General features: G+C 73.0%; 24 protein-coding genes and 1 pseudogene. 12 read left to right on the top strand and 13 right to left on the bottom strand.

The features are described from left to right. Positions 1–7 precede the first annotated feature (7 nt). Positions 8–517: a hypothetical protein gene (locus AB0F81_RS26055; protein ID WP_360201289.1), complete on the top strand. Its 510-nt coding sequence runs from the start codon at positions 8–10 to the stop codon at positions 515–517. Here AB0F81_RS26055 and AB0F81_RS26050 read toward each other — a convergent pair. The 4 genes from AB0F81_RS26050 to AB0F81_RS26035 form a co-directional block, all read right to left on the bottom strand. After that, a complete protein-coding gene (locus tag AB0F81_RS26050) occupies positions 514–894 on the bottom strand; it encodes a hypothetical protein (protein ID WP_360201287.1) in 381 nt (126 codons plus the stop codon). The genes AB0F81_RS26055 and AB0F81_RS26050 overlap by 4 nt on opposite strands. Further along, positions 891–2,300, bottom strand: a complete 1,410-nt coding sequence (locus AB0F81_RS26045; protein WP_360201285.1) for a hypothetical protein — start codon at positions 2,298–2,300, stop codon at positions 891–893. The genes AB0F81_RS26050 and AB0F81_RS26045 overlap by 4 nt, the downstream gene beginning before the upstream one ends. A gap of 9 nt (positions 2,301–2,309) precedes the next feature. Then, positions 2,310–3,116 carry a hypothetical protein gene (locus AB0F81_RS26040; RefSeq protein ID WP_360201284.1) on the bottom strand — a complete coding sequence of 269 codons (807 nt, stop codon included), beginning with the start codon at positions 3,114–3,116 and terminating at the stop codon, positions 2,310–2,312. A gap of 191 nt (positions 3,117–3,307) precedes the next feature. Beyond that, the gene (locus tag AB0F81_RS26035; RefSeq protein WP_360201282.1) at positions 3,308–3,844 is read right to left on the bottom strand and encodes a putative immunity protein; all 537 of its coding nucleotides are present in this window, start codon (positions 3,842–3,844) and stop codon (positions 3,308–3,310) included. Between the two features lie 93 nt (positions 3,845–3,937). Here AB0F81_RS26035 and AB0F81_RS26030 point away from each other — a divergent pair, with 93 nt between their 5' ends. Next, entirely contained in the window at positions 3,938–4,516 is a 579-nt protein-coding gene (locus AB0F81_RS26030; protein WP_360201280.1) for a dihydrofolate reductase family protein, read from the top strand. Here the strand turns inward: AB0F81_RS26030 and AB0F81_RS26025 are convergent. The 3 genes from AB0F81_RS26025 to AB0F81_RS26015 all read right to left on the bottom strand — a co-directional run bounded on the left by AB0F81_RS26025 (position 4,498) and on the right by AB0F81_RS26015 (position 7,563). Then, positions 4,498–5,208 carry a helix-turn-helix domain-containing protein gene (locus AB0F81_RS26025; protein ID WP_360201278.1) on the bottom strand — a complete coding sequence of 237 codons (711 nt, stop codon included), beginning with the start codon at positions 5,206–5,208 and terminating at the stop codon, positions 4,498–4,500. The genes AB0F81_RS26030 and AB0F81_RS26025 overlap by 19 nt on opposite strands. A 70-nt stretch (positions 5,209–5,278) precedes the next feature. Then, the gene (locus AB0F81_RS26020) at positions 5,279–6,334 is read right to left on the bottom strand and encodes an SDR family oxidoreductase (protein ID WP_360201277.1); all 1,056 of its coding nucleotides are present in this window, start codon (positions 6,332–6,334) and stop codon (positions 5,279–5,281) included. Positions 6,335–6,363: 29 nt separating this feature from the next. Beyond that, positions 6,364–7,563, bottom strand: coding sequence for an MFS transporter (locus AB0F81_RS26015; protein WP_360201276.1), 1,200 nt, complete (start codon positions 7,561–7,563; stop codon positions 6,364–6,366). Positions 7,564–7,610: 47 nt separating this feature from the next. Here AB0F81_RS26015 and AB0F81_RS26010 point away from each other — a divergent pair, with 47 nt between their 5' ends. After that, complete coding sequence (locus AB0F81_RS26010) at positions 7,611–9,023, top strand: PLP-dependent aminotransferase family protein (protein WP_360201274.1); 1,413 nt, start codon at positions 7,611–7,613, stop codon at positions 9,021–9,023. Positions 9,024–9,116: 93 nt separating this feature from the next. Here the strand turns inward: AB0F81_RS26010 and AB0F81_RS26005 are convergent, their stop codons facing one another. Together AB0F81_RS26005 and AB0F81_RS26000 are read right to left on the bottom strand one after the other, a co-directional pair. After that, on the bottom strand, positions 9,117–9,257 hold the full coding sequence (locus AB0F81_RS26005) for a hypothetical protein (RefSeq protein WP_360201272.1): 141 nt from the start codon (positions 9,255–9,257) through the stop codon (positions 9,117–9,119). A gap of 453 nt (positions 9,258–9,710) precedes the next feature. Next, a pseudogene (locus AB0F81_RS26000) lies at positions 9,711–9,968 on the bottom strand (YidC/Oxa1 family membrane protein insertase); the annotation flags it as partial. Between the two features lie 103 nt (positions 9,969–10,071). Between AB0F81_RS26000 and AB0F81_RS25995 the strand changes: the two are divergent. Further along, positions 10,072–11,421: a hypothetical protein gene (locus AB0F81_RS25995; protein WP_360201270.1), complete on the top strand. Its 1,350-nt coding sequence runs from the start codon at positions 10,072–10,074 to the stop codon at positions 11,419–11,421. Between the two features lie 89 nt (positions 11,422–11,510). On the opposite strand, the gene AB0F81_RS25990 is transcribed toward AB0F81_RS25995, so the two are convergent. From AB0F81_RS25990 to AB0F81_RS25975, 4 genes are all read right to left on the bottom strand, one after another. Next, entirely contained in the window at positions 11,511–12,191 is a 681-nt protein-coding gene (locus tag AB0F81_RS25990) for a DivIVA domain-containing protein (RefSeq protein WP_360201269.1), read from the bottom strand. Positions 12,192–12,404: 213 nt separating this feature from the next. Continuing rightward, a complete protein-coding gene (locus AB0F81_RS25985; protein WP_360201267.1) occupies positions 12,405–13,394 on the bottom strand; it encodes a nitroreductase in 990 nt (329 codons plus the stop codon). A 131-nt stretch (positions 13,395–13,525) separates the two neighbouring features. Continuing rightward, on the bottom strand, positions 13,526–15,808 hold the full coding sequence (locus AB0F81_RS25980) for a hypothetical protein (RefSeq protein WP_360201265.1): 2,283 nt from the start codon (positions 15,806–15,808) through the stop codon (positions 13,526–13,528). Positions 15,809–15,879: 71 nt separating this feature from the next. After that, positions 15,880–16,146, bottom strand: coding sequence for a helix-turn-helix transcriptional regulator (locus AB0F81_RS25975; protein ID WP_360201263.1), 267 nt, complete (start codon positions 16,144–16,146; stop codon positions 15,880–15,882). A 74-nt stretch (positions 16,147–16,220) separates the two neighbouring features. Between AB0F81_RS25975 and map the strand changes: the two genes are divergently transcribed. The 8 genes from map (at position 16,221) to AB0F81_RS25935 (ending at position 25,029) form a co-directional block, all read left to right on the top strand. Further along, a complete protein-coding gene (gene map / locus AB0F81_RS25970) occupies positions 16,221–17,039 on the top strand; it encodes a type I methionyl aminopeptidase (RefSeq protein ID WP_360201261.1) in 819 nt (272 codons plus the stop codon). A gap of 68 nt (positions 17,040–17,107) precedes the next feature. Continuing rightward, positions 17,108–17,644 carry an RNA polymerase sigma factor gene (locus AB0F81_RS25965; protein ID WP_360201259.1) on the top strand — a complete coding sequence of 179 codons (537 nt, stop codon included), beginning with the start codon at positions 17,108–17,110 and terminating at the stop codon, positions 17,642–17,644. Next, entirely contained in the window at positions 17,641–18,384 is a 744-nt protein-coding gene (locus tag AB0F81_RS25960) for a hypothetical protein (protein ID WP_360201258.1), read from the top strand. Before AB0F81_RS25965 ends, AB0F81_RS25960 begins: the two co-directional genes overlap by 4 nt. Positions 18,385–18,488: 104 nt before the next feature. Beyond that, positions 18,489–20,951 carry a GAF domain-containing protein gene (locus AB0F81_RS25955; RefSeq protein WP_360201257.1) on the top strand — a complete coding sequence of 821 codons (2,463 nt, stop codon included), beginning with the start codon at positions 18,489–18,491 and terminating at the stop codon, positions 20,949–20,951. A 121-nt stretch (positions 20,952–21,072) separates the two neighbouring features. After that, entirely contained in the window at positions 21,073–22,110 is a 1,038-nt protein-coding gene (locus tag AB0F81_RS25950) for an iron-siderophore ABC transporter substrate-binding protein (RefSeq protein ID WP_360201255.1), read from the top strand. Next, complete coding sequence (locus tag AB0F81_RS25945; protein WP_360201253.1) at positions 22,110–23,153, top strand: iron ABC transporter permease; 1,044 nt, start codon at positions 22,110–22,112, stop codon at positions 23,151–23,153. The genes AB0F81_RS25950 and AB0F81_RS25945 overlap by 1 nt, the downstream gene beginning before the upstream one ends. Continuing rightward, the gene (locus AB0F81_RS25940) at positions 23,150–24,214 is read left to right on the top strand and encodes an iron chelate uptake ABC transporter family permease subunit (RefSeq protein ID WP_360201252.1); all 1,065 of its coding nucleotides are present in this window, start codon (positions 23,150–23,152) and stop codon (positions 24,212–24,214) included. The genes AB0F81_RS25945 and AB0F81_RS25940 overlap by 4 nt, the downstream gene beginning before the upstream one ends. Then, positions 24,211–25,029, top strand: a complete 819-nt coding sequence (locus AB0F81_RS25935) for an ABC transporter ATP-binding protein (RefSeq protein WP_360201251.1) — start codon at positions 24,211–24,213, stop codon at positions 25,027–25,029. Before AB0F81_RS25940 ends, AB0F81_RS25935 begins: the two co-directional genes overlap by 4 nt. Positions 25,030–25,120 lie beyond the last annotated feature (91 nt).

The following is a 25,120-nucleotide window of genomic DNA, read 5'->3' as shown; positions in this document are numbered from 1 at the left end:
TGCTGACATGAGCGAGTCGATCGTGGAGGGCCTGGTGTTCCACCGCGACGCGGTCACCGGCGTCGCGGCGGGCCTGACCGAGCTGGAGCAGGGCTTCCGCCACCTGCCGATGGCCACCGACGCGATGCAGGACTGCATCGCCCGGGCGATGGTCCGCGGTTACGCCGAAGGCCTCGACGAGGGCGACGGCAGTTTCCTGATCACCGCCGCCCTGCAGTGCGCCGGCCTGACCGCGGTGCCCGGCGCCACCATCGCCTTCGTGCGGCTCAGCACCGACGGCACCCAGGCCGGCATGCTCTACCACGAGGCCGCCCCCGGCACCGACGTCCCGGCCGGCGCCCGGGGCACGTCGCTGGTCCCGCAGTGGCCGGGCCGCGGCTGGTCCGACGCCCCGCACGTCATCGGCGAGCCGTCCGATCCGCCGCTGCCCGGCCCGGCGATCAACGAGGTGCTCCGCGCGATCGGCGCGACCCGCGGCGCCCACCGCGACGAGGCCGAAGCGCTCGGCCTCGCCTAGAGATAGGTGGCTACCGCCTGGACCAGGGCCTGGGCGGCGGCCGCCACACCGGCCACCGACTTGACGCTCTCGGCGATGCCGGCGAGGACACCCGTCACGGTCGTCCGGTTGGGCTCGTCCCTGGTCAGCTCCTCGGCGACCACCTGGGCCGACTCCTTCAGCTCGCCGGCGTTCGCCAGCTGGGCGGCGTGCTCGTCGATCCGGCGGATCAGCTCCTCCAGGGCCTGGGCGAGTTCGGCCTGGCCGCGCGCCGCCAGGTCGGTCGCGGCCTGGTGGACGACCTGTTCGGCGCGGGCGCCGCGGCCGACCGCGAGCGCGCCGGCGTCGATGCGGCCGCCGGTGACGATGATGCCCTCGTTGCGCCGTGGACCGGTCATCGTGAACCCCCTTTTCTCGTCGGCACCTTCACGCGGTCCCGCGCTTGTTTCGCCCGTGCCTTGGCGCCCTTGCCGACGGCCATGCTCTGCGCCTGCAGGGATCCGCCGCCGGAGACGATCACGCCGTTGTTCTGGATCACCGACTGGCGTTCCTTGAGGTCGCTGGTGTCGATGTCGTGCTCGTCGAGGAAGTCGATGACGGCGTTGAGCACGGCGTGGTCGAGCAACTTCACGTACGCCGAGTGGTCGAGCATCTGGAAGTAGCGGCGGTAGCCGGGCGCCGTGCCGAGTTCCCGCACGCTGGTCGCCGCGCCGTAGTCGAAGAGCATATCGGAGCGGATCTGGCGGCGGATCTCGCGCCGCTCCAGGAACAGCGCCGCCGGTTCGAGCAGCCGGGCGCCGACCGTGAACGGGGAGAGCAGCAGCAGGAACGGCGCCTGCAGGGCGGTGCGGGCGACCATCCGCAGGGCATTGCGTACGTCGGCGCCCGGCCGCAGGCGGTCCACGGCGTGGTACCTCTCCCACAGCGGCGGGAGCACGAAGTACGCCGCCTCGGAGACCAGGCACGAGCCGGTCCGCGCGAACCGCAGGAAGATCGACACGACCAGTTCGCCGCTCCAGTCCACCAGCTGCGCGACCAGATAGTGACGCACCTGATGGGTGGGGGTGCGCAGGTACTGCTGGATCCACCCGGGCTCGACCACGGAAACCGGCCGCCGCAGCGGGTCGGGCAGGACCCAGCTCTGCCGGCGGATGTCCTGGCCGTTGACGAAGAGACGGTGGTGAACGTCGAGGCCGTCCAGGTCGAGCTCGCGCAGCGCCTTGCCGAGGTGCGCGTAGAGGTCGTCCACCTCGAACGGGCGCGGCTCGTGCACGACGTCGAAATCCTCTCGGCCCTTGCGCAGGTCGGTGGTGAACGACCAGCTCTCGCCCGCCACGCCGGCGCCGACGAAGGGCCGGAAGCCGCTGTAGACGGTGACGTTGCCGGTCTCGTTGCGCCCGAGCTCGGCGAGCAGCCGGGACTGTTTGCGGGTGGCCGGCTCCGGTGCGGTGCCCGGGTCGAACCGCCCGGGGAAGAACCCGGCGAGGATCTGGTAGCGGTCCAGGCAGGCGGCCAGGAACACCACACCCCAGGCGAGCAGCAGCACCTGGATGCCGGCGCTGATCAGGTCGGCGCCGAAACGGACCATCAGGAACCAGGAGGCGGCCACCAGCACCAGCATGGTGTCGCGCAGCAGCCGGCGGCGCTGTGCGGCCAGGCAGTGCCGCACCACCGGCACGATGTCGACGCCGAACGACGGTGCGACCGCGCGCAGCTCCTCGCGCAGCACCCGGCGCACGACGTGGTCGGTGAAGCGGCGGTCCAGGTAGGCGGCCGCGCAGAGCAGGCGCGTCGTGTCGTACATGTCCGCCTCCTAGCGGATCGGCCAGCCGACGAAGACGACCTCGGAGATGGCCGTGTAGTTGCGGTCGGTACGGCGGCTCGACCCCGTGATCGCCAGCTGGACGACCGTGGTGTCGACGTCCACGTCCACGTACTGGATCTCGCGGTCGTCGGTGAACCGGGTGTCCAGCGCGGAACCGTCGGTGAAGGTCCACCGGGCCTCGCGGACCCGCCGGTTCTGGGTGAACCGGTCGACGCCGTTGCCGGAGTCCACCTTGGCGTAACCGGGGATGATCCCGACCGCGCTGAGGTGCACCGGCTCGGCGAACTCGAAGGCGAGGACCACGTCGACGCCCGAGCCGGCGACCCGCCACGCCGTGCTGGGATCACCGTCCAGCACGTTCGTGGCGGAGAACCGGACCGTGTTGCCGGCCGAGTCGGTGCTCGGGCCGGCGGTCCGGGAAGCGGCCACCGACGCCGGGCCGAGCACGACCGGCACCGGGGCGGCCAGCTTCTGCGTCGGCGGCAGCGCGCCGCCCGCCCCGCCGGGCTCACCGGGCTGCCGGCGGACACCGGTGGTGGCCGGGGCGGTGAGGATCAGTGCGACCGTGACGGCGACGCTGACCAGCGCGGTGACCATCCCGGTGAGACCGTGCGCGACGAGGCCGGCGCCGCCCCGGTAGAGCGCGACGGTGCTCAGTGCCACGGTGACGGCGGCGAGCGGCAGGACGACGAGGGGCAGCGGCACGCCGCTGAGGAACAGGGCGGCCAGCCCGCAGCACGTCGCCGCCCAGCCGAGGACGGTGAGTTCGGGTGAGGCGGGTGCATGGATCACCATGTCGGCACCCCCGGGTTGGACGGGCCGAGACAGCGTCAGGGTAGGCCGATGGCGTCACCGCGGGTGTCCAGCCCCTGACAGCTGGTGGTGCTTGTCGGTTACCCGCCAGGGCGCTCAGCGGCCGGTCGCGCCGTCGATCTGGCCCAGCTGCGGACCGGGGCCCCCGGAAATAGAACCGCTCCAGCGGTCCGTCACGGGCCAACCTTAAACCGTCGTAACGTGGCGTCCAGTTCCCGGACCAGCTCTCCGGGACGGCCGCGGCCGGGTGGGGCGCTCGGGTAGCGCGCCAGGACACCGACGACGACCGGGCCGGCCAGACCCGCCGCCCGCTCGAGGTGGCCGGCGCCGACCGTACGATCGCCGCCGGCGTCGATCTCGAAAGCCCGGGCGGCGTGGCCGGCCGGGCCGAGGATGTGCAAAACCTGCGTGGCCTTGGCCAGGGGATGCAGGAACGCCGCGCTGGCTGCGGCGACAGCCGCGCGCGCCACCTCGCTCGCCGCCGCCAGTCCGGCGTCGCGGGTCTCCTGGTACGCCCGGTGCGCCGCCCACGCGCTGTCCCGGATCGCCTTGGTGCGCTCGCCCCCGTCAGCGAACGCCTTGGCGGCAGCGACCGCGGCCCGGGGGCGCGGGTCGTCCGGCCGGTCCCGTTCGTAGATCGCCAGTGCGGGTTCCGCGCAGGCCACCGCGTAGGCGGCGACCTCCCGCAGTTCGGTCATGCTGAGCTCCACGGCTTCGACCGTATCTTTGAACCGCCGGTTGAGACTTGGGCAAGCGTCGGTTCTGTACAAGACGGCGGCCGGGGGCGTGCCTAGTCTGAGCCCATGCGTGAACTCGTCTATACCGGATTCGTTTCGCTCGACGGTGTGCTGGACTCGCCCGGTGGTGGGCCGGGCGAGGAGCACCGCAGCGGCGGCTGGGTGTTCAAGGACATCGACTTCGTGCCCGAGGCGTTCGCCCTCAAGGGCGAGGAGCTCGCCGACACGACGGCGCTGATGTTCGGCCGCCGCAGCTATCAGGCGTTCGCGCCGACCTGGCGGGAGTCGGAGGACCACGCCGCCTACAAGGAACTGCCGAAATACGTCGTCTCGACCACCCTCGGCGAGGGCGACCTGGCCGACGGCTGGGGGCCGACGACGATCCTGCGCTCGGTCGAGGAGGTCGCCGAGCTGAAGAAGACCGAGGGCGGCGCGATCTTCATCCACGGCAGCGCGGAACTCGCCCGGCGCCTGTCGGACGCCGGCCTGATCGACCGCTACCACCTGCTCGTCTTCCCGGTGCTGCTGGGCGGCGGCAAGAGCCTGTTCAGCACCGCCGACCGGGAGAAGCAGACGCTGAAGCTGCGCGAGTCGGAGGCCTACTCCAACGGCATCGTGAAGCTGATCTACGACGTCACGCGCTGATCCAGGTCGAGGGCGATCGCCCCGCCGGCGCCGTCGCGCAGCTGCCCCGCCGTACGGCCGACGTAACGGCGCAGCGCCCGGGCCAGGTGCGGCTCGTCGAAGTAGTCGAGGTCGCCGATCACCCCGGCGCTGGGAACGCCGGCCGCCAGCAGCTCGCAGGCCCGGCGGGCCCGCTCGATCTGGCGGACCGCGCCCTGGGTCAGCCCGGTGGCCGCCCGGAACCGCCGTTCGAGGGTGCGGTCGGTGACCTCGGGCTGGTGGCCGCGGCGGACCGCGGTCACCAGCGGGTCCCGGATCACCACCTCGGCGCGGACCAGACGGTCGACCAGGGCCTCGGCGTCGTCCGGGCCCGGCGTCTCCCAGCAGGCGCCGTCCAGCCGGAAGGTGCGCCGGGTGGTGCCGGGCAGCTCGGCGCCCCGGTCGACCAGGACCGCCGCGGGGAGGGCGCGCAGTGACGTGCCGACGGCGAAGTCGATGCCGACGAAGCCGGCGCCCTCCGGCACCGGCGCGGTGCCGGTCCGGGTCTCCGGGCCGGTGACGCTGGCGTAGGCCTGGCCGTCGCGCTGCCAGAAGACGAGGCCCCAGCGCGCCGTCGCGACCGAGGTCATCTCGGTGACCCGCTCGCTGGTGCAGGTCCACACCGTGTCGACCCACTCGGAGTCGGACCCGCGCGTCTCGAATCGCAGTCCCATCGGCGCCGCTCAGCCTTCCAGCGGAACCGGGTCGTCCGGTTCGTTCCGGACCGAAGATACCCCTTCCCGCCTATCCGCCCCTGGTGACAGCCGGCGGTGTCAGCGGGCGGCCCGCTGACACCGCCTTCTGGCGTTGCCGGGCCAGGCCGTGCAGGCGGCGCAGGCCGCTCAGCGCCAGCTCGCCGGGCCGGCGGCGGCGGCCGATCAACCAGGTGTACGCGCTGTGCCGCAACATCCGCCCGGCGTATTCGCCGGTGACGCGGCCGGGACCGTCGATCGGGCCGTCCAGGTTGTCGATGCCGTTGTCGGGGCGGTCGGCGTGCAGCATGTCCGCGCCGATGCGCCGGATCGAGAAGATCACGTCAGTCAGGGCGGGGAAGAAGCGCTGCCCCAGGTACGCCGCGCCGGCCGTGCCACCGACCGCGATCTCCCGGCGGGGATGGCCGGCCGCGTAGACGATGGCCCGGGCGACGACCTGCGGCGCGTACACCGGCGGGGGCGGCTTCGCCATGCCGCCCAGCTTGGTGCGGGAATGCTCGAAGAACGGCGTGGCGGTGGAGGACGGCAGGATCGTCGTGACCACGATCGGCGCGCCCTCCTGGGCCAGCTCCATGCGCAGGCAGTCGTAAAGGCCGCGCACCGCGAACTTGCTGGTGGTGTACGGGCTGTGCAGCGGCACCGCCCGGATTCCCTCCACCGAGGCGACCCCGATCAGCACACCGCCGCCGGCCCGCCGCAGCGCGGGCAGCGCGGCCTGGATGCCGTGCACCTGCCCGAGGAGGTTGACCCGCATCACCCGCTCGAACTCGTCCGGGGTGATCTCCTCGATCCGCCCCCAGACCCCGACGGCGGCGTTGTTGACCCAGGTGTCGACGCGCCCGAACGCGCGTTCCGCGGTCTCGGCGAGGGCCCGCACCGCCGCCGCGTCGGTGACGTCGGTGGGCACAGCGACGGCGGTCCCGCCGGCCGAGCGGATCTGGTCCACCAGCGTGCCGAGCGCCTGTTCGCCGCGGGCCGCGCACACCACCTTCGCTCCCCGGCCGGCGAACTCCAGCGCGGCCGCCCGGCCGATCCCACTGGACGCTCCCGCGATCACCACGACCTGCTCGGACACCGGCTTCGGCATGTATCGGCTCCTCACTCGTTGGTGATCCCCTACCCGGTGCGGTCGCGGCTATGCCGCGCCGACCGGTACGGCGTGCCCGACGCGGATGTGGCCCTTCTCGATACGACGAGGGCCGGCAGCATCGCCGCGGCGGTCAGGACGAACGTCAGCGGGTAACCGATCGAGCCGGCCACCAGCCCGGCGACCAGCGCGCCACCGGCCATGCCGAGGTCGTAGGCGGTGTTCCAGATCGCGCTGACGGTGAGCGCCCGGCCGGCCGGGACGCTGCTGTACATCAGTGCCAGCGTGGCGTTCTGCAGCACACCGCACCCGGCGCCGAACACCAGCGAACCGCAGACCACCGCCGCCGGCGAACCGATCACGGCCAGGCCGGCCAGGCCCGCGACGGCGAGCAGGAGGCCGGGCGCCAGCAGCCGGGCCGGGCCGTGGACGTCGCCGATCCGGCCGGCCACCCAGCGGGTCGCGGTGGCCGCGGCCGCCTGCGCGAGCAGGGCGAGCGTGATCACCCAGGCCGGTTGCGCGGCGGCGGCCAGCGGCAGGAAGGTGACGAACACCCCGACCGCCGCGGTCGAGGCCGCGAAGATCGCGGCCGGCCGGCTCAGAGCCGGATCGCGTACGCCGGCCAGCACGCCACGGTGCCCGGACGGACCGGCTGGCGCGGTGCGATGCGGCAGCCACGGTACGGAGAGCAGCGGCGCCATCGTGAGCAGGGCGGTGGCCAGGAACACCGGTGGATAACCCCACTGAGCGGCGGCCCACACCCCGGCGGGCAGGGCCAGCATGCCGGACACGCCGGTGACCAGCCCGATCAGCGCCAGCCCTTCGCCCCGTCGCTGCTCCGGCACGGTCGTGGCGGCCAGCGCACCACCCGCCACCGTGCAGATCGCGAATCCGGCGCCGCGCACCACACTCACCGCGAGGATCGTGACCGCGTCCGAGCTGACGACCAGCGCGGCCGTCGGCGCCCCGAGCAGGACCAGCCCGAGCGCCAGCGACCAGCGGTACCCGATCCGCGCGGTCAGCCGCGGCGTGACCAGCTCCGCGGCGACGGTGGCGAGCAGCAGCGCGACCGTGGCCAGGCCGGCCAGCCGGTCCGAACCGGACTGTGCGGCGAACACCGGCACCACCGACAGCGGCAGGTAGAAGCCGATCGAGGCGCCGGCCAGCGACAGCGACTGCAGGATGAGCGGGCGGGTGACGAGGGGTGCGCGGTGCAGGTCAACGGTCATATCGACGACCGTAGGAGTGGACCGGCCCCCTGATAAGGTCCAGTTTCGTGCGCGTCGAGTGGGCCGGTTCCGGCCCCGAGCTGCTGGTGACCATCGATCGCGGTGGCCGCACCGGGCTGCGCGCCCAACTGGAGGAGCAGCTGCGGATGGCCATCCGCACCGGCCGGCTGGCCGGTGGTGAGCCGCTGCCGTCGTCGCGTGAGCTGGCCCGCACCCTGGGGTTGTCCCGCGGGCTGGTGCAGGACTGTTACGCCCAGTTGCAGGCCGAGGGATACCTCACCAGCCGGCCCGGCGCGGCCACCCGGGTGGCCGCCACCGCGGTGAACCGGCCCGCCGCGCCGCGACCGGAACCCGCCGCGCCGGCGGCAGTGCGTCACCCGGTCGCCGACTTCCGGCACGGCGTCCCCGACCTGGGCCTCGCGCCCCGGGAAGCGTGGGCGTGGGCGGTCCGGGAGGTCTGCCGTACGGCGCCGAACGCCGCGTTCGACTACGACGACGCGGTCGGCCGGCGCCGGCTGCGCGAGGTGCTCGCCTCCTATCTGGCCCGGGTCCGCGCGGTCGCGGCCACCCCGGACGACCTGATCGTCTGCGCCGGCATGCAGCAGGCCCTGAGCCTGGTGGTGACCGCGCTGGCCGGCGAGGGGATCGGCGCCCTGGCGTACGAGGACCCGGGCAGTGGCGCCGCCGTCACCGAACTGGCCGCCGCGGCCGGGCTCGCCGCCGTGCCCGTGCCGGTCGACGACGACGGCCTGGACGTGGCGGCCCTGCGCCGCAGTGGGGCCCGCGCGGTGCTGGTCACCCCGGCACACCAGTGGCCGACCGGTGTGGTACTCACCGGTTCCCGGCGGCGGGAGCTGATCGCCTGGGCCCGCGACTGCCGCGGCCTGATCATCGAGGACGACTACGACGCGGAGTTTCGCTACGACCGTGACCCGGTCGGCTCGCTGCAGGGCCTCGCGCCGGACTGCGTCGTCTCGCTCGGCACGGTGAGCAAGTCGCTCACCCCGGCGCTGCGTCTCGGCTGGATCGTCGCCCCCGGCCGGCTGCACGAGGCGCTGGCCCGCGGCAAGCGGCTGGCCGACCGGGGCAGTCCCGGCCTCGACCAGCTGGCCCTGGCGCTGCTGATCGAGTCCGGGCGCTACGACCGGCACCTGCGCCGGGCCCGCGCCGAGTACGCGGCCCGCCGGGAAACCCTCGTCGCGGCCACCGCCCGGCACGCCCCGCACCTGCGGCTCACCGGTCTCGCGGCCGGGTTCCACGCGATCCTGCACCTGCCGCCCGGCGCCGCCGAGGACCGGATCATCGAGCAGGCCGGCCGGCGCGGCGTCGGCCTCTACGGAATGGCACCGCTGCATCACCGCGCCGCGAACCCGCCGCCGCGGCTGATCCTCGGCTTCGGCAACACGCCCCGCCGGGCGATCGAGGCCGGCCTCGCCACCGTCGCCGATCTGCTCCGCTGAACATCCACCGCGGGCCGCCGGGTCGGCGGCCGGTAAACACCCGTCCGGGTAATCGACGGCGATCACCGGCGTTGCCAGGGTGTCTCAGGTGACCTACCCACCATCCGGCGACCAGCCGCCGCCGATCTGGCACCAGCCCACCGCCGTGCAGCCGGCGGCCGCGCCGCGCCGCTCCTGGAAGATCATCGCCGGCTGGACGGCCGGCGTGCTCGTGCTCTGCTGCGGCGGGTTCACCGGATTCGGCGCCTACCTCGACTCCTCGGACGGCGACAAGACCGACAGGGTCGCCGCGACCGCCACCGCGACGCCGACCCTGACCTCGCCCCCAGCCTCGGACGACGAGACCGGGCAGGCCCAGCCGGCGGAGGCGACCAGCGAACCCGCGCCGGCCACCACCTCGGCCGAGCCGGCCCCGTCGCGGACGAAGAGCGCCAAACCGAAGCGATCCAAGTCGCCGAAGCCGTCGCCGACCCGGACGACGAAGACCCCGCGGCCGACCAAGTCCAAGACCCCGAAGTCGAACCCCACCCAGCAGGGCGTGCACCCGGGCGCCTTCTGCTCGCCCGAGGGCGCGTACGGGCGCAGCAAGACCGGCAAGCTGATGCGCTGCACCAGCAAGAGCGGCGACCGGGCGCGCTGGCGGGCCGCCTGACCCTGGACCGGGCTGGGCTTGGCGGGGATGGGCAGCGGCGGGAACGCACGCAGCACCCACTGCTGCTGGGCGAGGCTGACCAGGTTGTTCGTGACCCAGTAGATGACCACGCCGATCGGGACGAGCACGCCCGAGACCAGCAGCGAGGCCGGGATGCCGTAGAGCATCAGGCGCTGGATCATCTTCTGCTGCGGATCCTCGGCCCAGCCGGTCTTGATGATCATCTGACGGCTGGTCAGGTAGGTGGTCAGCATCATGACGATCACCAGCAGGCCGGCGATGAGTTCGACCGTGCCGGCGGTGCGCACGTGCGGTGAGGATCGATGTGCGTGGATACTGCACTGACGCTGCCCAAGCTGAGCGCGTGCGCACCGGACGACTACCGGAGGTCCGCTGATGAAGGCATCCGTGATCCGCCGACTCACCACCACCCTGCTGGCCGCCACCCTGCTGGCCGGGCTGTCGCCCGGTGTCGCAACCGCCGCGCCACCGGCGACCCACTACACCGGTGTGCTGCGGGACGGCGGCACCTGGGTCGCCGACGTGCCGGCCGGCTGGAACGGCACCCTCGTGCTCTACAGCCACGGCTTCGGCGCGCTGGAAGCGATCGACGCGCCGAGCCCCGAGGTGCGGCAGGCGATGCTCGACCGTGGGTACGCCCTGGTCGGCTCCTCCTACGACCCGAACGGCTCGCTCTGGGCGCTGCGCAGCGCCACCCGCGACCAGTTCGAGAGCCTGGCCGCCATCACCGGCATCATCGGCCGGCCGCGGCTCACCATCGCGCTGGGCACCTCGATGGGCGGGCTCGTCAGCGGGCAGGAGGCCCAGGTCGGCGGCCGCCTGCTGGACGGCGCGGTGTCGACCTGCGGGCTGATGGCCGGCGGCGTCAACCTCAACAACTACCAGCTCGACGGCGAGTACGCCCTGAACCAGCTGCTGCGCCCGGAGGACCCGGTCAAGCTGGTCGGCTACGCGAGCCCGGCCGAGGGGGCGGCGGCCGCGGCCCAGCTGGTGACGACGGCGAGCTCCGCCCGTACGTCTGCGGCCGGCCGTGCCCGGTTGGCGCTGGCCACCGCCCTGCTCAACATGCCCACCTGGTCGAACGCGCAGGCGCAGCCGCCGGGCGATGCCGAAGGCGTCGCCGCCGCCCAGTACGACTGGCTGGTCGCGGCGCTGCCGTTCATCATGCCCGCGCGGTACTTCATCGAACTGTCGGCGGGCGGGAACGCGTCCTGGAACGCCGGGGTCGACTACGCCGCGCTGCTGGCGCGCTCGCCGCACCGCGACACCGTCCGGGCGCTCTATCGCACCGCCGGGCTCAGCCTGCGCGCCGACCTCACCACGCTGACCCGCAACGCCGACGTGCGCGCCGACCGGGAGGCGCTGCGCAACCTGACCCGCACCTCGACGCTCTCCGGCCACCTCGACGTGCCGAACCTGACCCTGCACACGCTCTACGACCAGCTGGCGCCGGTCGAGTTCGAGGAGCAGTACGCCCGGCAGGTGCGTGCGGCCGGCGACCAGCGGCTGCTGCGGCAGGCCTACGTGAACCGCCGCGGCCACTGCGCCTTCACGCCCAGCGAGATCATCGCCGCGGTCCGGGCGGTCGAGCACCGGGCCGTGACCGGGCACTGGGGCCGGGTGGCCACCGCCCGGCGCCTGCAGGCCGACGCCGAGTCGCTGGGCCTGGGTGACACCCCGGCGTTCGTCGCCTACATGCCCGGCGCCTTCGTCAACGATCGTTAGGTCTTATGACCGGTATACCCGGAATGAGGCTCAGGCGGCCCGGCGCATGGCAGCGGCGGACCACCCGCGCTGACGGGCCGCCGGACCCGTCACGCGGGGTCCGCGCCGCCCGCGGTGCCGTCGATGTGCTGCCACTGGCCGGTCAGCCGGTCGCCCAGGGCGGCCCGGTAGTTCTCGGCGAACCGGGTCAGGTCGTCGATCTGGTGGAGGACGTCGTCGCGGTTGATCCGCAGCGCCGCCGCCGACTCGCTGTGCAGGCGGTGGGAGTGGTGCTGGATGTCGCTGACCAGTTTCCGTGCCTCGCCGTTGATCCGGCTCGACTCGGCCTGCGCGTCGGCGAGCAGCGCCTGCGACTTCTGCCGGGCCTGGCTCAGGTGGTCGTCGGCGGTGCGCTGCGCCATCGCGAGGACCCGGGCGGGGTCGGCCGAACCGGAGAGTGCCGGGGCGACCGCCCGCCGTGCCTCGTCGAGCTGCCGTTTCAGCAGGCGCGCGCCCTGCTCGGCCTGATCGCAGGCCCGGCGGGCCCGGTCCAGCTCGGCAGCGGCCGCGGCGATCTCGGCCCGGTCGCGGCCGTCGGCCGCCGGCTCGGCTGCAACCGCATCGGTACGCCGGGCGCGCGTCTGCAGGAGGTCGTTCTCCTCCAGGAGCCGGCTCATCTCGTCGGTGACTTCGTCGAGGAGGGCGTCGACCTGCTCCGCGTCGTAACCACGTCGGCCGAGCGGGGACTTGCCGAACTCCACGTTGTGTATGTCGGCCGGTGTCAGGGGCACGCTGCTCCTCGGGTCGCGATGGCGAACCGCGGGCCGCGGATCACGATGACTATGAGCCGCCAGGTAACCCAGGGAGACGCCGAGTCGTACGCCTGCGACGCCCTTGTCCGCCGGGTCCGCCGACGCGTGACGCATCGACCGGTTTCCCGCCTGGCGGCTTGCTCGATCCGACTCTACACGCCGGCTGCCTCGATATTTACCGCCGGAACTGCCTCATCCCCGCAGCGGAAGCGGCCGCCCGATGATCTGGGTGACCGGAAGCCGGCGGGCCTGCGGCGCAGCCGGGAGGGCGTGCCGGCCCAGGCGCAGCACCGCGTACGGCTGGTCGAGTTCGGACACCGCGGACCGCAGCGCCCGCCGGGCCGCCGGCTGCGCGACCGGTGCGCTCAGCGGGAGAACCGACACGCCGCGCTGGGTGGCGGCCAGCCAGCCGGCGGACAGGGCCTCACCGGCGTAGAGCCAGTCGCGCACGTCGTCGCCGGAGCCGTGCAGCACCAGGAAAGTCGCCGCCCGGTCGTGCACCGCGTGCCGGACGGGCAGCCGCAGCCGCTCACCGGCGCCGACGATCCGGTCTCCGCCGGCCCACAGCGACAGTTCCTCGTGCCACCGCGCCTCGGCGGACGTGACGTCGCCGGCGTGCGCGGCCGCCGTCGCCAGCGCGAGGATCTGGTCCGGGCGCAGCGCGTGGACGCGGACGTCGTGCGACTGGAAGGCCCGGATGAGCAGACGCAGGTCCTGCTGATCGAGCGGCTCACCGCTCAGCGAGCGCGGGTCGGCGTTGCGCAGCCGGATCGCGCGGGCCAGCCGGGCGGTGCCCGGGCTCGCCGCGGCCGGGCCGTCGATGCGCAGCCGTGCCAGGTGCAGCGGTGCCGCCGGATCGGGGCAGCGGTCCACGCTCACCCGCCAGCCGCGCGCGGCGAGGGTCAGGCGCGCGTGGTGCAGAGCGATGCCGCAGCTCAGCGCGGCCTGGCCGGGAGTCAGGGTGTCGCCCTGGGCAGTGCGGTCGCGGTCCAGGTAGAGATCCAGGAAGGCGCCGGTCAGACGCCAGCGCCACGGCTGGGCCTGGTCGACCGCGGGGGCGTGCCGGGCTGCGGCAGCCGCGCGGTAGAGCGCCTCGGCGCGAGCTCGGCTGTCGGTCTGCGGCGCCACACGCCGTTTCGGCCGGGTCATCGGGCCACCCATCGTCAGGACCAACGCAGGCACGGGTCCCGATCCGTGGGAACGGAGCGAAACAAGGTCCACCGAGGCCGGGAACTCGAAATCCGATCGCCAGGCAACCAGACCCTCACTCTACGCCTCTCGCCGCCCGCTGCCCGGGCACGCCGAAGGCCGGGTCATCGGGGTGGTCCGGACCGTTTCTCCGGTTCCGGCGAGTCGAGCTGTGCGGCCTCTCCGGTCCCGCGTCCCAGGTTGATGAGGGCGAAACCGGTACGCAGCTTGTCGCGGAACGTCGGGTCAGCGGTGAGCAGCACGTAGAGCAGGGCCCAGCCGATGCTGAGCAGGCGTGCCCAGTTGAGGATCGTCTCGTTGAAGCTCAGCCAGGGCTGTGCCGTCAGCACGACGGCGAGCGGCAGGCCGGCGAAGACCAGCGTGCGAACCGCATCGACGGCGATCTGCCGCCGCGGCCGGGCGTGCGCCGGTGGGGTGGGCGGATCCACCGCGTGCAGACGGCCCAGCGAACCGTCCGCCAGGGCCGCGATGTCCCTGCGCAGCACGGTCTCGATCCGGCGCCAGGTGCCGGGCGGTGCCGCCACCAGCGGATATTTGAGTTCGCGGATCCCCGCCGCGGCACCGCGGCCGCGGCGCCGCAGCACGTCCATGCTGCTCGGGTCGACGGCGAAGAGCGTGGGCAGGTCGTTCTCCAGGCGTTGCGCGACCCGTTCGAGGGTCTGCAACCACTGGCGCCGCCAGGCCATGTCGTTGCGCAGGGCGGGACGGGTCAGGTCGGTCAGGACGTCGAGCAGATCCACGAGGGCCGCGCCGCGCGGATCGGCTCGCTGGAACCGGCGTAGCCACAGCACCTCACCGACCCGGACCCCGCCCGCGACGACCAGGCGCAACGCGGTCACCGCCGAGAGGGCCAGCACGGTCGCCCCGATCAGCAGCGCCCAGCGGCCGCCGATTCGGGTGATGAGACAGCCGGCCGCACCGACCGCCAGGATGGCGGGAAGCACCCGGGTGAGGATGCGGTCGCCGGGCTCGGCTCGGGTGAAACGGTAGACCCGGGTCAGCAGCCAGAGGACGAGCAGGCCGCCGGCCAGGCCGGCCGACGCCGACCACAGCGGTGGCAGGTCACCGGCGAGGCGGCTGAGGGCGACGCCGGCCAGGACGCATCCGGCATAGCCGGCGGTGAGCCGCGCCACCAGGTTGATCCGTCCCCACCGCAGACGCCGCCGGGCCTCCCCGAACGTGAAGCGATCAGCCACCACGCGCAGTGCGGCGACCCGCTCGGCGCCGACGACCGAGCCGAGAACACGGGCGAGCGTGCCCGCCCGGGTCCTCCACGACGTCAGCATGGCCTCGTCGGAGAAGCGCAACCGGCGGCGAAGCCGGCCGAGCGGGCCCCCGGTGTGCCACCACTGCCTGCGCCGCTCGGCACGCCACTGCGCGCTGAGGCCGTCGGCGGGACCGAACGTCTCGTAGGACAGGGCGTAGAGCCCGAAGTCGTCCAGCAGGTCGCCGTGGCATGCACGAGCCTCCGCCGGGGTGCCGGAGGCGGCGGCATACCGTTCGGCGACCTCCAGCCCCTCGACGTAGCGGTCCAGGTACTTGAGGAAGGTCAGTTCCGCGTCCAGCAGGGCGGGGTCGGCCGGTTCCAGGGCGCGGGCCTCGCGGATCCGCACCAGGGCGAGCTCCTCCTGATCGCTCAGGTAGAGAGCCCAGGCCAGGTGGGTGAGCAGCCGTACGTTGGGCCGTGCCGGATCGTGGCGGGGCGCAAGAACGGTGACCGCCTCCGCGGCCCCCTGCGACGTGGCTTGATCGGTGATCTCGGCCACGTCGGCGGCCTCGACGAGCGCGGCCGCCAGGCCGGCGGGGTCCGGGGCCTCGCCCGGATCCTCGGCCGGACCGAGCCGATCGTCGAGCTCGCCCTCCTCGCGGCGCCGGCCGCGAGCCCGGACGAACCACAGCGGGCCGCCGGTGCGCCACCAGCGCCGACCCCACTCCGACCAGCCGAAATGCCGCTCCCGGCGGGCGTCGACGGCGAGCACGGGCAACCCGGCGCTGAGCAGAGTTCGCGCCCGGATCTCGCGCAGGTCCGGTGTGGTGCCGTCGTCCTCGACCAGCTGCCAGGCCTCCCGGAGGCGGCCCAGATCCAGGAACAGCCCGGCGCGCTGGACCGTCAGCCCGGGCGCGCCGGGTTCGAGCCGGGCGCTGATCCGCAGGGCGAGCCGCGGGTCGTCGAGCCGGATCGCCAGCTCGACGGCTTCCCGGAGCAGGCGTGGAGGGCAGTCCGCGGTGGCGAGCGGGCCGGCCAGCAGCCGCGCCGCGGCCGGCCGGCGGTCGGCGGTCATCAGGTCGCCCAGCGCTCGGACGAGGTGGTCGGTTTGCCGGTCGTCGTCCGTTCCCGCCGGGCCGTCGGCCTCCGTGGCCATCGTCAGGAGCCGATCGGGGTCCATGCCGTCCAGCATGTCGGCGATCGACGCACGGCGTTATCGGCGATCCGACCGAAGCGGCCGGGGCCGCGGCGTCAGGAGGCCTGGCGGGCGGGCATGTCGGCGAGCCAGACCTCGGCCAGGTCGCTCAACGGCACGTCGAGGGCCTCGCTCAGGCAGACCACCGTGCCGAAGGCCGGCGCCGGCAGGCGGCCGGCCTCGATCTTGCGCAGGGTCTCCGGGGAGATGCCGGCCGCCACGGCCACGTCGACGAGACTGCGGTCGGCCCGGGCGGCCCGCAGGGCGGCTCCGAGGCGGCGGCCCGCGGCGATCTGTTCGGCGGTGAGCGGTTGGCGAACCATGTCAGCAGGATAGTCCCGATGGCCACCGGATCAGTCGTGGTATAAAAATACCGCATCCGGAAAGGGAGGTAGCCGTGATCGAGCTCAAGTCGCCCGCGGAGATCGAGCGCATGGCCGTCACCGGCCAGTTCGTCGGCGAACTGCTCGCTGAGCTGAGCGAGACCGCCGCCGTCGGCGTCAATCTGATGGACCTCGAGCACCACGCCCGCCGCCGGATCAAGGAGCGCGGCGCCGAGTCCTGCTACTGGGACTACGCGCCCTCCTTCGGCCGTGGCCCGTTCCGCAACGTGCTCTGCCTGTCGGTCAACGACGCGGTGCTGCACGGCCTGCCGCACGACTACGTGCTGCGCGACGGTGACCTGCTCAGCCTCGACATGGCGGTCGGCATCGACGGCTGGGTCGCCGACTCGGCGGTCTCGGTGATCGTCGGCAACCCCGACCCGGCCGACCAGAAGCTGATCGAGGCGACCGAGGTCGCGCTGGAGGCCGGGATCGCCGCGGCCCGGCCGGGCGGCCGACTCGGCGACATCTCCGCCGCGATCGGTGCGGTCGGCCGCCGTTACGGTTACGGCGTCAACGTCGAATTCGGCGGGCACGGCCTGGGCCGCACCATGCACGAGGCGCCGCACGTGCCCAACGACGGCCGTGCCCGCCGGGGGATGAAGCTGGAGCCGGGCCTGACCATCGCGATCGAACCCTGGTTCTGCCGCAGCACCGATAAAATCAGGTTCGACGCGGACGGGTGGACCATCCGCTCGGCGGACGGCTCGCGCACCGCACATTCCGAGCACACCGTCGCGATCACCGCGGGCGGCCCGCGCATCCTGACCGGTCGCCCCGGGCGCAACGCGGGCCACGGCGACCGTACGGCGGATTCGGCCGCCACCTCCTGACGAGATCTCGGGTGTGACAACCCCCGCCGAGCCGGACAGGTAGGGGGCATGGACCAAGGAACACCCCGATGAGGGAACCGGCCGCGGACGCCGAGGACCGGTTCCGCCGGCTGCACCGCGACACCTTCGCCGACCTGCTGCGGTTCGTCGAACGACGGATTCCGGCCGATGACGCCGAGGACGTCGTCTCGACGGTCTACCTGACCGCCTGGCGGCGCTTCGGTGAGCTCCCCGAGGACGCCCGGCCCTGGCTGTTCGCCGTGGCCCGCCGGACCATGGCCAACCGCACCCGTGGCTGGCTGCGGCGCCGGGCCCTCGACGTCCGCCTGGTCGCCGCCGGCACCCACGAGGTTCCGGACGACTCCACCGGTACGGCGGCCCGCGTCGACCTGGAGCGTGCCTGGCGCACCCTGAGCGCCGCCGACCGTGAGGTGCTCGCCCTGATCGCCTTCGACGGCCTCACCTCCGAGCAGGCGGCCACCGTGCTGAACTGCCGCCGCTCGACGTTCGCGATGCGGCTCAGCCGTGCCCGCCAACGACTGCAGGCCGCCCTCGACCCGGCCGGATCCGGCACCCCGCTCGTCAAGGAATGGACGAAAGCATGAAGGACCTCGACAGCCTCGCCGTCCTCGACCCGGCTCGGGGCCGGGAGCCCAGCGCCGCGGAATGGCGCCGCTCACAGGCGTACGTGGAAAAGATGATGCAGCGGCCGGGTCGCGCTGTGGCCCGGCGGTGGCTGCCGGTCGGCGTGGCCGCGGCCGGGATCGGCGCGGTGCTGGCGGTGGCCGTGCCGGCGCTGGTGCCCGGGGCCGCGGAGAAGGCGGTCGCGTCCTGGACCGCCATGCCGGCGTCGCGCACCGGTGAGCAGGTGCTTGCCGAGGCGCGTGCGTGCGGCGCCAACGACGTCGGTGGCACCTCGGCGACCGTGAGCCCGTCGGACGTGCTGCTCGCCGAGCAGCGTGGCGAGGCCACTCTGCTGATCATGCGGAAGGAGAACGGCACCGTCGTCGAGTGCCTGAGCGCCGGCGACGACCAGTTCGCCTCGATGGGCCTGGCGGACGCGGCCGGGCTGCCGACGCCGCCGCGCGGCACGGTCACGCTGGAGACGATGAGCGCGCTCGGCGACGGTGACGGCCAGTGGTCGAACATCGTCGGCCTGGCCGGGCCGGAGGTCACCGCGGTCGAGGTGCGCCTGGACAGCGGCAAGGTCTTCCAGGCCAGCGTGAAGGCGGGCTGGTGGGGGGCGTGGTGGCCGGGCCCGGCGGGCGGTGAGGTGGACGCGCTGACCGTCATCGTGCACACCGCGGACGGGACCACCGAGCTGCGCCCGTCTGACCTGCCTTGAATGTCGCTGAGTTCGCAAACTTCATAGATTGTGCGTCACCAGGATGGGAATGCCCTCGTTGCCCCGCTGACCGTAACGCCTGACTCAAGGATTCGGACAGATCGATGGTGGTGCTGAACGAGGCCGTGCTCCGGGATCCGGTCCGGTTGGCCGCGGTCGCCCGTGCGCGCCGCGGCCTGCCGGCGGCACCGCTGCCGGTGGACGCGATAGCCCGGCTCGCGGCGCGGTTGCTGAGCGCTCCGATGGCGGCGGTGACCCTGGTCGACGACGTCGAGGAGCACTTCGCCGGGGCGCACGAGCTGCCGGACGCGCTGGCGGCGACCGGCGACGCCCCGCTGTCGTACTCGGTGTGCAAGTACATCGTCAGCCAGAACCAGCCGCTGGCCTCCGGCGACCTGCGCGAGCACCCGCTCGCGGAACAGTTCGGGGTGCGGGCGTACGCCGGGGTGCCGCTGCGCGACGAAGCCGGCCTGCCGCTGGGTTCGCTCACCGTGTTCGACACCGTGCCGCGTACGTGGTCCGACGACCACCTCGCCACCCTGACCGAGATCGCCGAGCTGCTGTGCACCGCGCGGGAGATCCCCGGCTCCGAGTACGTCGCCAGCCTGGACAGCGCCGCCCTGCTGGACAGCGTGCAGGAGGCGTTCCTGGCGGTGGACCCGGACGGGATCGTCGTCGGCTACAACCACGCCGCCTACCGGATGCTCGGCTACACCGCGGGGGAGGTGTGCGGGCGGCACCTGGACCACAGCCTGCTGCCCGGTTACGGCGAGCAGCCGATCAGCGTGGCGCTGGAGCGGTTGTTCGCGGCCGCTCCGCACCGGCCGGTGTTGCGCGAGGTGACCGTCCGCCACCGGGACGGCCGGCGGCTGGCCACCCAGGCGGCGCTGTCCGTGGTGCACGGCGCGTCCGGGGCGCTGGCCTGCGTCTTCCTCACCGACCTGTCGGACCGCGACGCCGCCCGGGCGCTCGCCGACCGGCACGGCAGCTTCCTCACCGCCCTGCTGGACAGCCTCTCGGTCGGCGTGATCGCCTGCGACGACACCGGCCGGGTCGTGGTGATGAACCGGGCCCTGCGCGAGGTTCGCGGCTGGTCCGCCGACGAGCCGCTGCCGGCGGACTACGGCGCCACGTTCGACGGCTTCCTGCGGCACGCCGACATGCGGCCGATGACGTGGACCGAGACACCCCTGATGCGGGCCGTCCACGGCGAGCACGTCACCGCCGTGGACGTGGTCAGCGTGGTGCCGGGGCACCGGACCCGGACCTTCGCCTCCACCGCCCAGCCGATCATCGGCGCCGGCGGAGCCCGGCTGGGCGCGGTGTCGGTCGCCCACGAGGTCACCGCGTTGCGCCGCGCCGAACGGTTCCGCGAGTGCCACCGGCAGGTCGAGCATGCCTTGCGTACGGCGGAGTCGACCGCGGACGCCGCCCCGGAGGTCCTGCGCGTGGTGGCCGAGACGCTGGGCTGGCCGTGCGCCGAACTGTTCCTCATCGACGACACGACCGGCGACCTGCGCTCGGTCGGGCACCACGACGCCACCGGCGCGGGTGAGGACGGCTTCTTCAACCACACCCCGCTGTGCGGGCAGGGCATCACCGGCCGGGTGTGGCTGAGCGGCCAGCCGATCTGGGTGCCGGACATCGCCGGCTACACCGAGCTGCGCACGCCGTACGAGCAGAAGCGGGTGGAGGTGTGCCTGCGCCGGGGGATCCGTACCGTGCTGGCCGTGCCGGTCCGCGACGGCGGCACCCTGCTCGGCGTGCTGACCTGCTACGCGAGCACACCCGAGTGTCACGAGGATCTGCTCACCGTGCTGCTCGACGGGATCGCCGGGCAGATCGGGGTCTACGTGGCGCTGCGCCGCGCCGAGCAGCTCGCCCGGCAGCTCACCCGCTCGCAGGAGGACTTCATCGACCTGGTCGGGCACGAGATGCGGACCCCGCTGACGTCGATCGCCGCGAACGCCGCCCTGCTCGCCGAGGACGCCGGCCTGCTCGACGTCGACCACCAGCAGATGATCGAAGTGATCAGCCGCAACGCCCGGACGCTGGAACAGATCGCCGCCACCCTGCTCGACCTGACCGGTCTCGACACCGGCCGGCTTCCGGTGACCGCGGCCGACGTCGACCTGGCCGGGATCGTCGGTGACGCGGTGGCGGCGCTGCGCTGCCGTACCGAGCTGACGATCATCGCCGACCTGCCGGCCGGGCTGACGATCAGCGGCGACCGCGGCCGGCTCCGGCAGGTCGTCGACGAGCTGCTCGCCAACGCGGCCGCCTACAGCCCGGCCGACGGCGAGATCCGGGTCCGGTTGCGGGCCCACGACGGCACCGCCGAGCTGTGCATCGCCGACCTCGGCATCGGCATCCCCGCGGGGGAGCAGGATCGCGTCACCGACCGGTTCTTCCGCGGCAGCAACGTGCGTCACCACGGCATCTTCGGCAGCGGGCTGGGCCTCACCCTGGCGCACGCGATCGTGCGGCGGCATCACGGCACCCTCACCCTGAACCAGAACCGGCCGGCCGGGACCGTGGTCTGCGTCCGCCTGCCGCGGCACGGCTGAGCCGCCGTACCGCGCCGCAGCGCCTGCGCTGGAGTGTCGTGGACCACAAAATTTGATCTCGCAAGCATCCCCGCTGCTAGCTTAGGCCAGCCTTACCTACCTAGAAGTGGAGTGCACAGCCATGCGCGCAACCCGGTTCCTCGCGGGGATCGTCGCCGCGACGACTGCCCTGGCGCTCGCCGCCTGTGGCGGCTCGTCCGACAATGAAGAGGCCCCCGCCACGACCGGCAGCGCCGCGGCGGCGTTCCCGGTCACCGTCCAGCACGCCTTCGGCTCGACCACCATCGAGAAGAAGCCCGAGCGGGTCGCCACCGTCAACTGGGCCAACCACGAGGTGCCGCTCGCCCTGGGCATCGTCCCGGTCGGCTACGCCAAGGCCAACTTCGGCGACGAGGACGGCGACGGCCTGCTGCCCTGGGACGCGGCGAAGCTCAAGGAGCTGGGCGCGAAGACCCCGGTGCTGTTCGACGAGACCGACGGCATCGACTTCGAGGCGGTGGCGAACACCAAGCCGGACGTCATCCTGGCCGCCTACTCCGGTCTGACCCAGCAGGACTACGACACCCTCACCAAGATCGCGCCGGTCGTCGCGTACCCGAAGGCGGCCTGGGCCACCTCGTGGCGCGACAGCATCAAGCTGGAGAGCAAGGCTCTCGGCCTGGCCACCGAGGGCGACGCGCTGATCGCGAAGATCGAGAAGCAGATGAAGGACGAGGCGGCCCGCTACCCGAAGCTGGCCGGCAAGTCGGTGATGTTCCTGACGCACCTCGACCCGACCGACCTCAGCAAGATCAGCTTCTACACCACGCACGACACCCGGGCGCAGTTCTTCACCGACCTCGGCATGAAGCACCCGGCGAGCATCGAGAAGGCCTCGGCCACGACCACCGAGTTCAGCCTCACCCAGAGCGCCGAGCAGGTGCAGAACCTCAGTGACGTGGACATCATCGTGACCTACGGTGACGCCGAGGGCACCACCCTGGCGACCCTGCAGAAGGACCCGCTGCTCTCCAAGATCCCGGCGGTCGCCCGCGGCTCGTTCGTCTCGCTGCCCGGCAGCACCCCGGTGGCCACCGCCGCCAACCCGACGCCGCTGGCCGTGTCGTTCGTCCTCAAGGACTACGTCGACCTGCTCGGCAAGGCCGCCGACAAGCTCTGATGACGCTCGTCGAAACTCCGCCCGGGCCGGACGTCGCTGCCCTGCGACGCCCGGCCCGGGTGCGCCTGGGCTGGCTGCTGGTCGTCCTGGCCGTCCTGGTCCTGGTCATGCTGGCATCGGTCGCCTTCGGCTCCCGGTTCGTCGGCTGGGCCGACATCACCGCTGCCTTCGGCGGCAGCGACGAGACGCTCAATCAGGCAGCGGTCGTCAAGCGCATTCCCCGTACGGTCCTCGCCGCGCTCGTCGGCGCTGCGCTGGCACTGTCCGGAGCGGTCATGCAAGGGGTCACCCGTAACCCTCTCGCCGACCCGGGCATCCTCGGCGTGAACATGGGCGCGATGCTGGCGATCGCGGTCGGCATGGTGACCGTCGGGCTGTACACCGCGACCGCGTACATCTGGGTCGCCATCACCGGCGCGGCCATCTCCACGCTCTTCGTCTACGCGGTCGGCTCGCTCGGCCGCGGCGGCGCCACCCCGCTCAAGATCGCACTGGCCGGTGCGGCCACCTCCGCCGCGCTGGCCTCGCTGGTGGTAGCGGTCGTGCTGCCGCGCGGCGACATCGCGGAGAACTTCCAGTCCTGGCAGGTCGGCGGCGTCGGCGGCGCGACCTGGGAGAGCATCGGCAACGTCCTGCCGTTCCTGGTCGCCGGGCTGGTCATCTGCCTGCTCTGCGCCCGGCCGCTGAACTCCCTCGCGCTCGGCGACGAACTCGCCGCCGGCCTCGGCGAGCGGGTCGTCCTGATCCGGGCGGTGGCCGCCCTCGGCTCGGTGGTGCTGTGCGGCGCGGCCACCGCGGTCGCCGGGCCGATCGCCTTCGTCGGCCTGATCGTCCCGCACCTGTGCCGGCTGCTCGTCGGCCTGGACCACCGCTGGCTGCTGCCGTTCGCCACGCTCGTCGGCGCCGCGCTGCTGACCGGCGCGGATGTCATCGGCCGGGTGGTGAACCGGCCCGACGAGATCGAGGCGGGCATCATCACCGCGCTGATCGGTGCCCCGTTCTTCATCTCCATCGTCCGCCGGCAGAAGGTACGCGAACTGTGAGCACGCCGACCGTTCCGGTGCCCGCGGTGAGCACCTCGACCCTGGAGGCCGTCACCCGGGGCCGGGTCCGGCGCGGCCTGCGACGGCGCACCGTGCTGGCCGTCCTCGGCGTGGCCGTCGCCGGCATGGTCGCCGTCTCGCTGATGGTCGGGCAGACCTTCTACCCGCCCGGCGACGTGCTGCGGGTGATCCTCGGCGAGACGGTGCCCGGCGCCTCGTTCACGGTGGGGGAGCTGCGCCTGCCCCGTACCGTGCTGGCCCTGGCCACCGGGCTCTGCTTCGGCATGGGCGGCGTCACCTTCCAGACCATGATGCGCAACCCGCTGGCCAGCCCGGACATCATCGGCATCAGCTCGGCGGCGGGTGCGGCGGCGGCCTTCGCCATCATCGTGCTCAACCTCGGCGAGACCGGCGTCTCGGTCTTCGCCATCGCCGCCGCGCTCGGTGTCGCCCTGATCATCTACGTGCTGTCGTTCAAGGACGGGGTGGCCGGCACCCGGCTCGTGCTGATCGGCATCGGCATCGCCGCGATGCTGAACAGCGCCACCTCCTACATCCTGAACCAGGCCGGGCAGTGGGACCTGCAGGCGGCGACGCGCTGGCTCAACGGCAGCCTGAACGGCTCCACCTGGAACGAGACGGTTCCGGTGCTGATCGCGCTGCTGGTCTTCGGCCCGGTCCTGCTCGCCCAGGCCCGGAACCTGACCATGCTGCAACTCGGCGACGACACCGCGGCGGCTCTCGGGACCCGGCTGGAACGTACCCGGCTGGTGTCGATCGTGGCGGCTGTCGGCCTGATCGCGTTTGCGACCTCGGCCACCGGACCGATCGCGTTCGTGGCCTTCCTGGCCGGGCCGATCGCGGCCCGGCTGATCGGCCCCGGCGGATCGCTGCTGCTGCCGTCCGGCCTGGTCGGGGCGCTGCTGGTGCTGGTCGCGGACTTCCTCGGCCAGTTCGCCTTCGACACCCGCTTCCCGGTGGGTGTGATCACCGGAGTCCTCGGCGCCCCTTACCTCATCTATCTGCTCGTCCGCACGAACCGCGCGGGAGGCTCGCTGTGACCACCGACCACTCACTGACGGTCGAGAGACTGACCGTCGGCTACGGCGAGCGCGTCGTCATCGAATCGCTCGACCTGCTCCTGCCGCCCGGCAGGATCACCGCGATCGTCGGCGCCAACGCCTGCGGCAAGTCGACGCTGCTGCGCTCGATGTCCCGGCTGCTCGCACCGCGCGCCGGGCACGTGCTGCTGGACGGCCGCGAGGTGCACCGGATGCCGGCCAAGGAACTCGCCCGCACCCTCGGCCTGCTGCCGCAGTCACCGATCGCCCCGGAAGGCATCACCGTCGCCGACCTGGTCGGCCGCGGTCGCAACCCGCACCAGCGGATCCTGTCGCGATGGAGCAAGGACGACGACCGTGCGGTCGCCGCCGCCCTGGACGCAACCCACACCGCCGACCTGGCCGACCGCTCGGTGGACGAACTCTCCGGCGGTCAGCGGCAGCGGGTGTGGATCGCGATGGCCCTGGCCCAGCAGACCGAGCTGCTGCTGCTCGACGAGCCCACCACGTTCCTCGACGTCAGCCACCAGGTCGAGGTGCTGGACCTGCTCACCGACCTGAACCGCGACCGCGGCACCACGATCGTGATGGTCCTGCACGACCTGAACATGGCCGCCCGCTACGCCGACCACCTGATCGCCCTGGCCGACGGTCACCTGCACGCCGCCGGCGAGCCGGCCGAGGTGCTGACCGAGGAGTGCGTGCGCGCGGTCTTCGGCCTGGACAGCCAGGTGATCACCGACCCGGTGTCCGGCAAGCCGCTGATGCTGCCGATCGGCCGCCACCACGTCCACGCGCGGGGCGCCCTCGCCTAGTACTGCTACGGCGGTTCGTAGCTTCCGAGCGTGCTGAGTCGTTTGCGGTAGTGGGAGTCACGGGATCGTTGAAGGCAGCGGCGGCGGAAGG

The sequence above is a fragment of the Actinoplanes sp. NPDC024001 genome (genome assembly GCF_040638955.1).
Classification (GTDB): Bacteria; Actinomycetota; Actinomycetes; order Mycobacteriales; family Micromonosporaceae; genus Actinoplanes.
This window is presented reverse-complemented; position numbering and strand designations above follow the sequence as displayed.

Coding starts and splice junctions, on each gene's coding strand:
- AB0F81_RS26055 (WP_360201289.1), top strand. CDS start 8: ATGAGCGAGTCGATCGTGGAGGGCCTGGTGTTCCACCGCGACGCGGTC.
- AB0F81_RS26050 (WP_360201287.1), bottom strand. CDS start 894: ATGACCGGTCCACGGCGCAACGAGGGCATCATCGTCACCGGCGGCCGC.
- AB0F81_RS26045 (WP_360201285.1), bottom strand. CDS start 2,300: ATGTACGACACGACGCGCCTGCTCTGCGCGGCCGCCTACCTGGACCGC.
- AB0F81_RS26040 (WP_360201284.1), bottom strand. CDS start 3,116: ATGGTGATCCATGCACCCGCCTCACCCGAACTCACCGTCCTCGGCTGG.
- AB0F81_RS26030 (WP_360201280.1), top strand. CDS start 3,938: ATGCGTGAACTCGTCTATACCGGATTCGTTTCGCTCGACGGTGTGCTG.
- AB0F81_RS26025 (WP_360201278.1), bottom strand. CDS start 5,208: ATGGGACTGCGATTCGAGACGCGCGGGTCCGACTCCGAGTGGGTCGAC.
- AB0F81_RS26020 (WP_360201277.1), bottom strand. CDS start 6,334: ATGCCGAAGCCGGTGTCCGAGCAGGTCGTGGTGATCGCGGGAGCGTCC.
- AB0F81_RS26015 (WP_360201276.1), bottom strand. CDS start 7,563: ATGACCGTTGACCTGCACCGCGCACCCCTCGTCACCCGCCCGCTCATC.
- AB0F81_RS25995 (WP_360201270.1), top strand. CDS start 10,072: ATGAAGGCATCCGTGATCCGCCGACTCACCACCACCCTGCTGGCCGCC.
- AB0F81_RS25980 (WP_360201265.1), bottom strand. CDS start 15,808: ATGGACCCCGATCGGCTCCTGACGATGGCCACGGAGGCCGACGGCCCG.
- AB0F81_RS25975 (WP_360201263.1), bottom strand. CDS start 16,146: ATGGTTCGCCAACCGCTCACCGCCGAACAGATCGCCGCGGGCCGCCGC.
- AB0F81_RS25965 (WP_360201259.1), top strand. CDS start 17,108: ATGAGGGAACCGGCCGCGGACGCCGAGGACCGGTTCCGCCGGCTGCAC.
- AB0F81_RS25960 (WP_360201258.1), top strand. CDS start 17,641: ATGAAGGACCTCGACAGCCTCGCCGTCCTCGACCCGGCTCGGGGCCGG.
- AB0F81_RS25955 (WP_360201257.1), top strand. CDS start 18,489: ATGGTGGTGCTGAACGAGGCCGTGCTCCGGGATCCGGTCCGGTTGGCC.
- AB0F81_RS25950 (WP_360201255.1), top strand. CDS start 21,073: ATGCGCGCAACCCGGTTCCTCGCGGGGATCGTCGCCGCGACGACTGCC.
- AB0F81_RS25945 (WP_360201253.1), top strand. CDS start 22,110: ATGACGCTCGTCGAAACTCCGCCCGGGCCGGACGTCGCTGCCCTGCGA.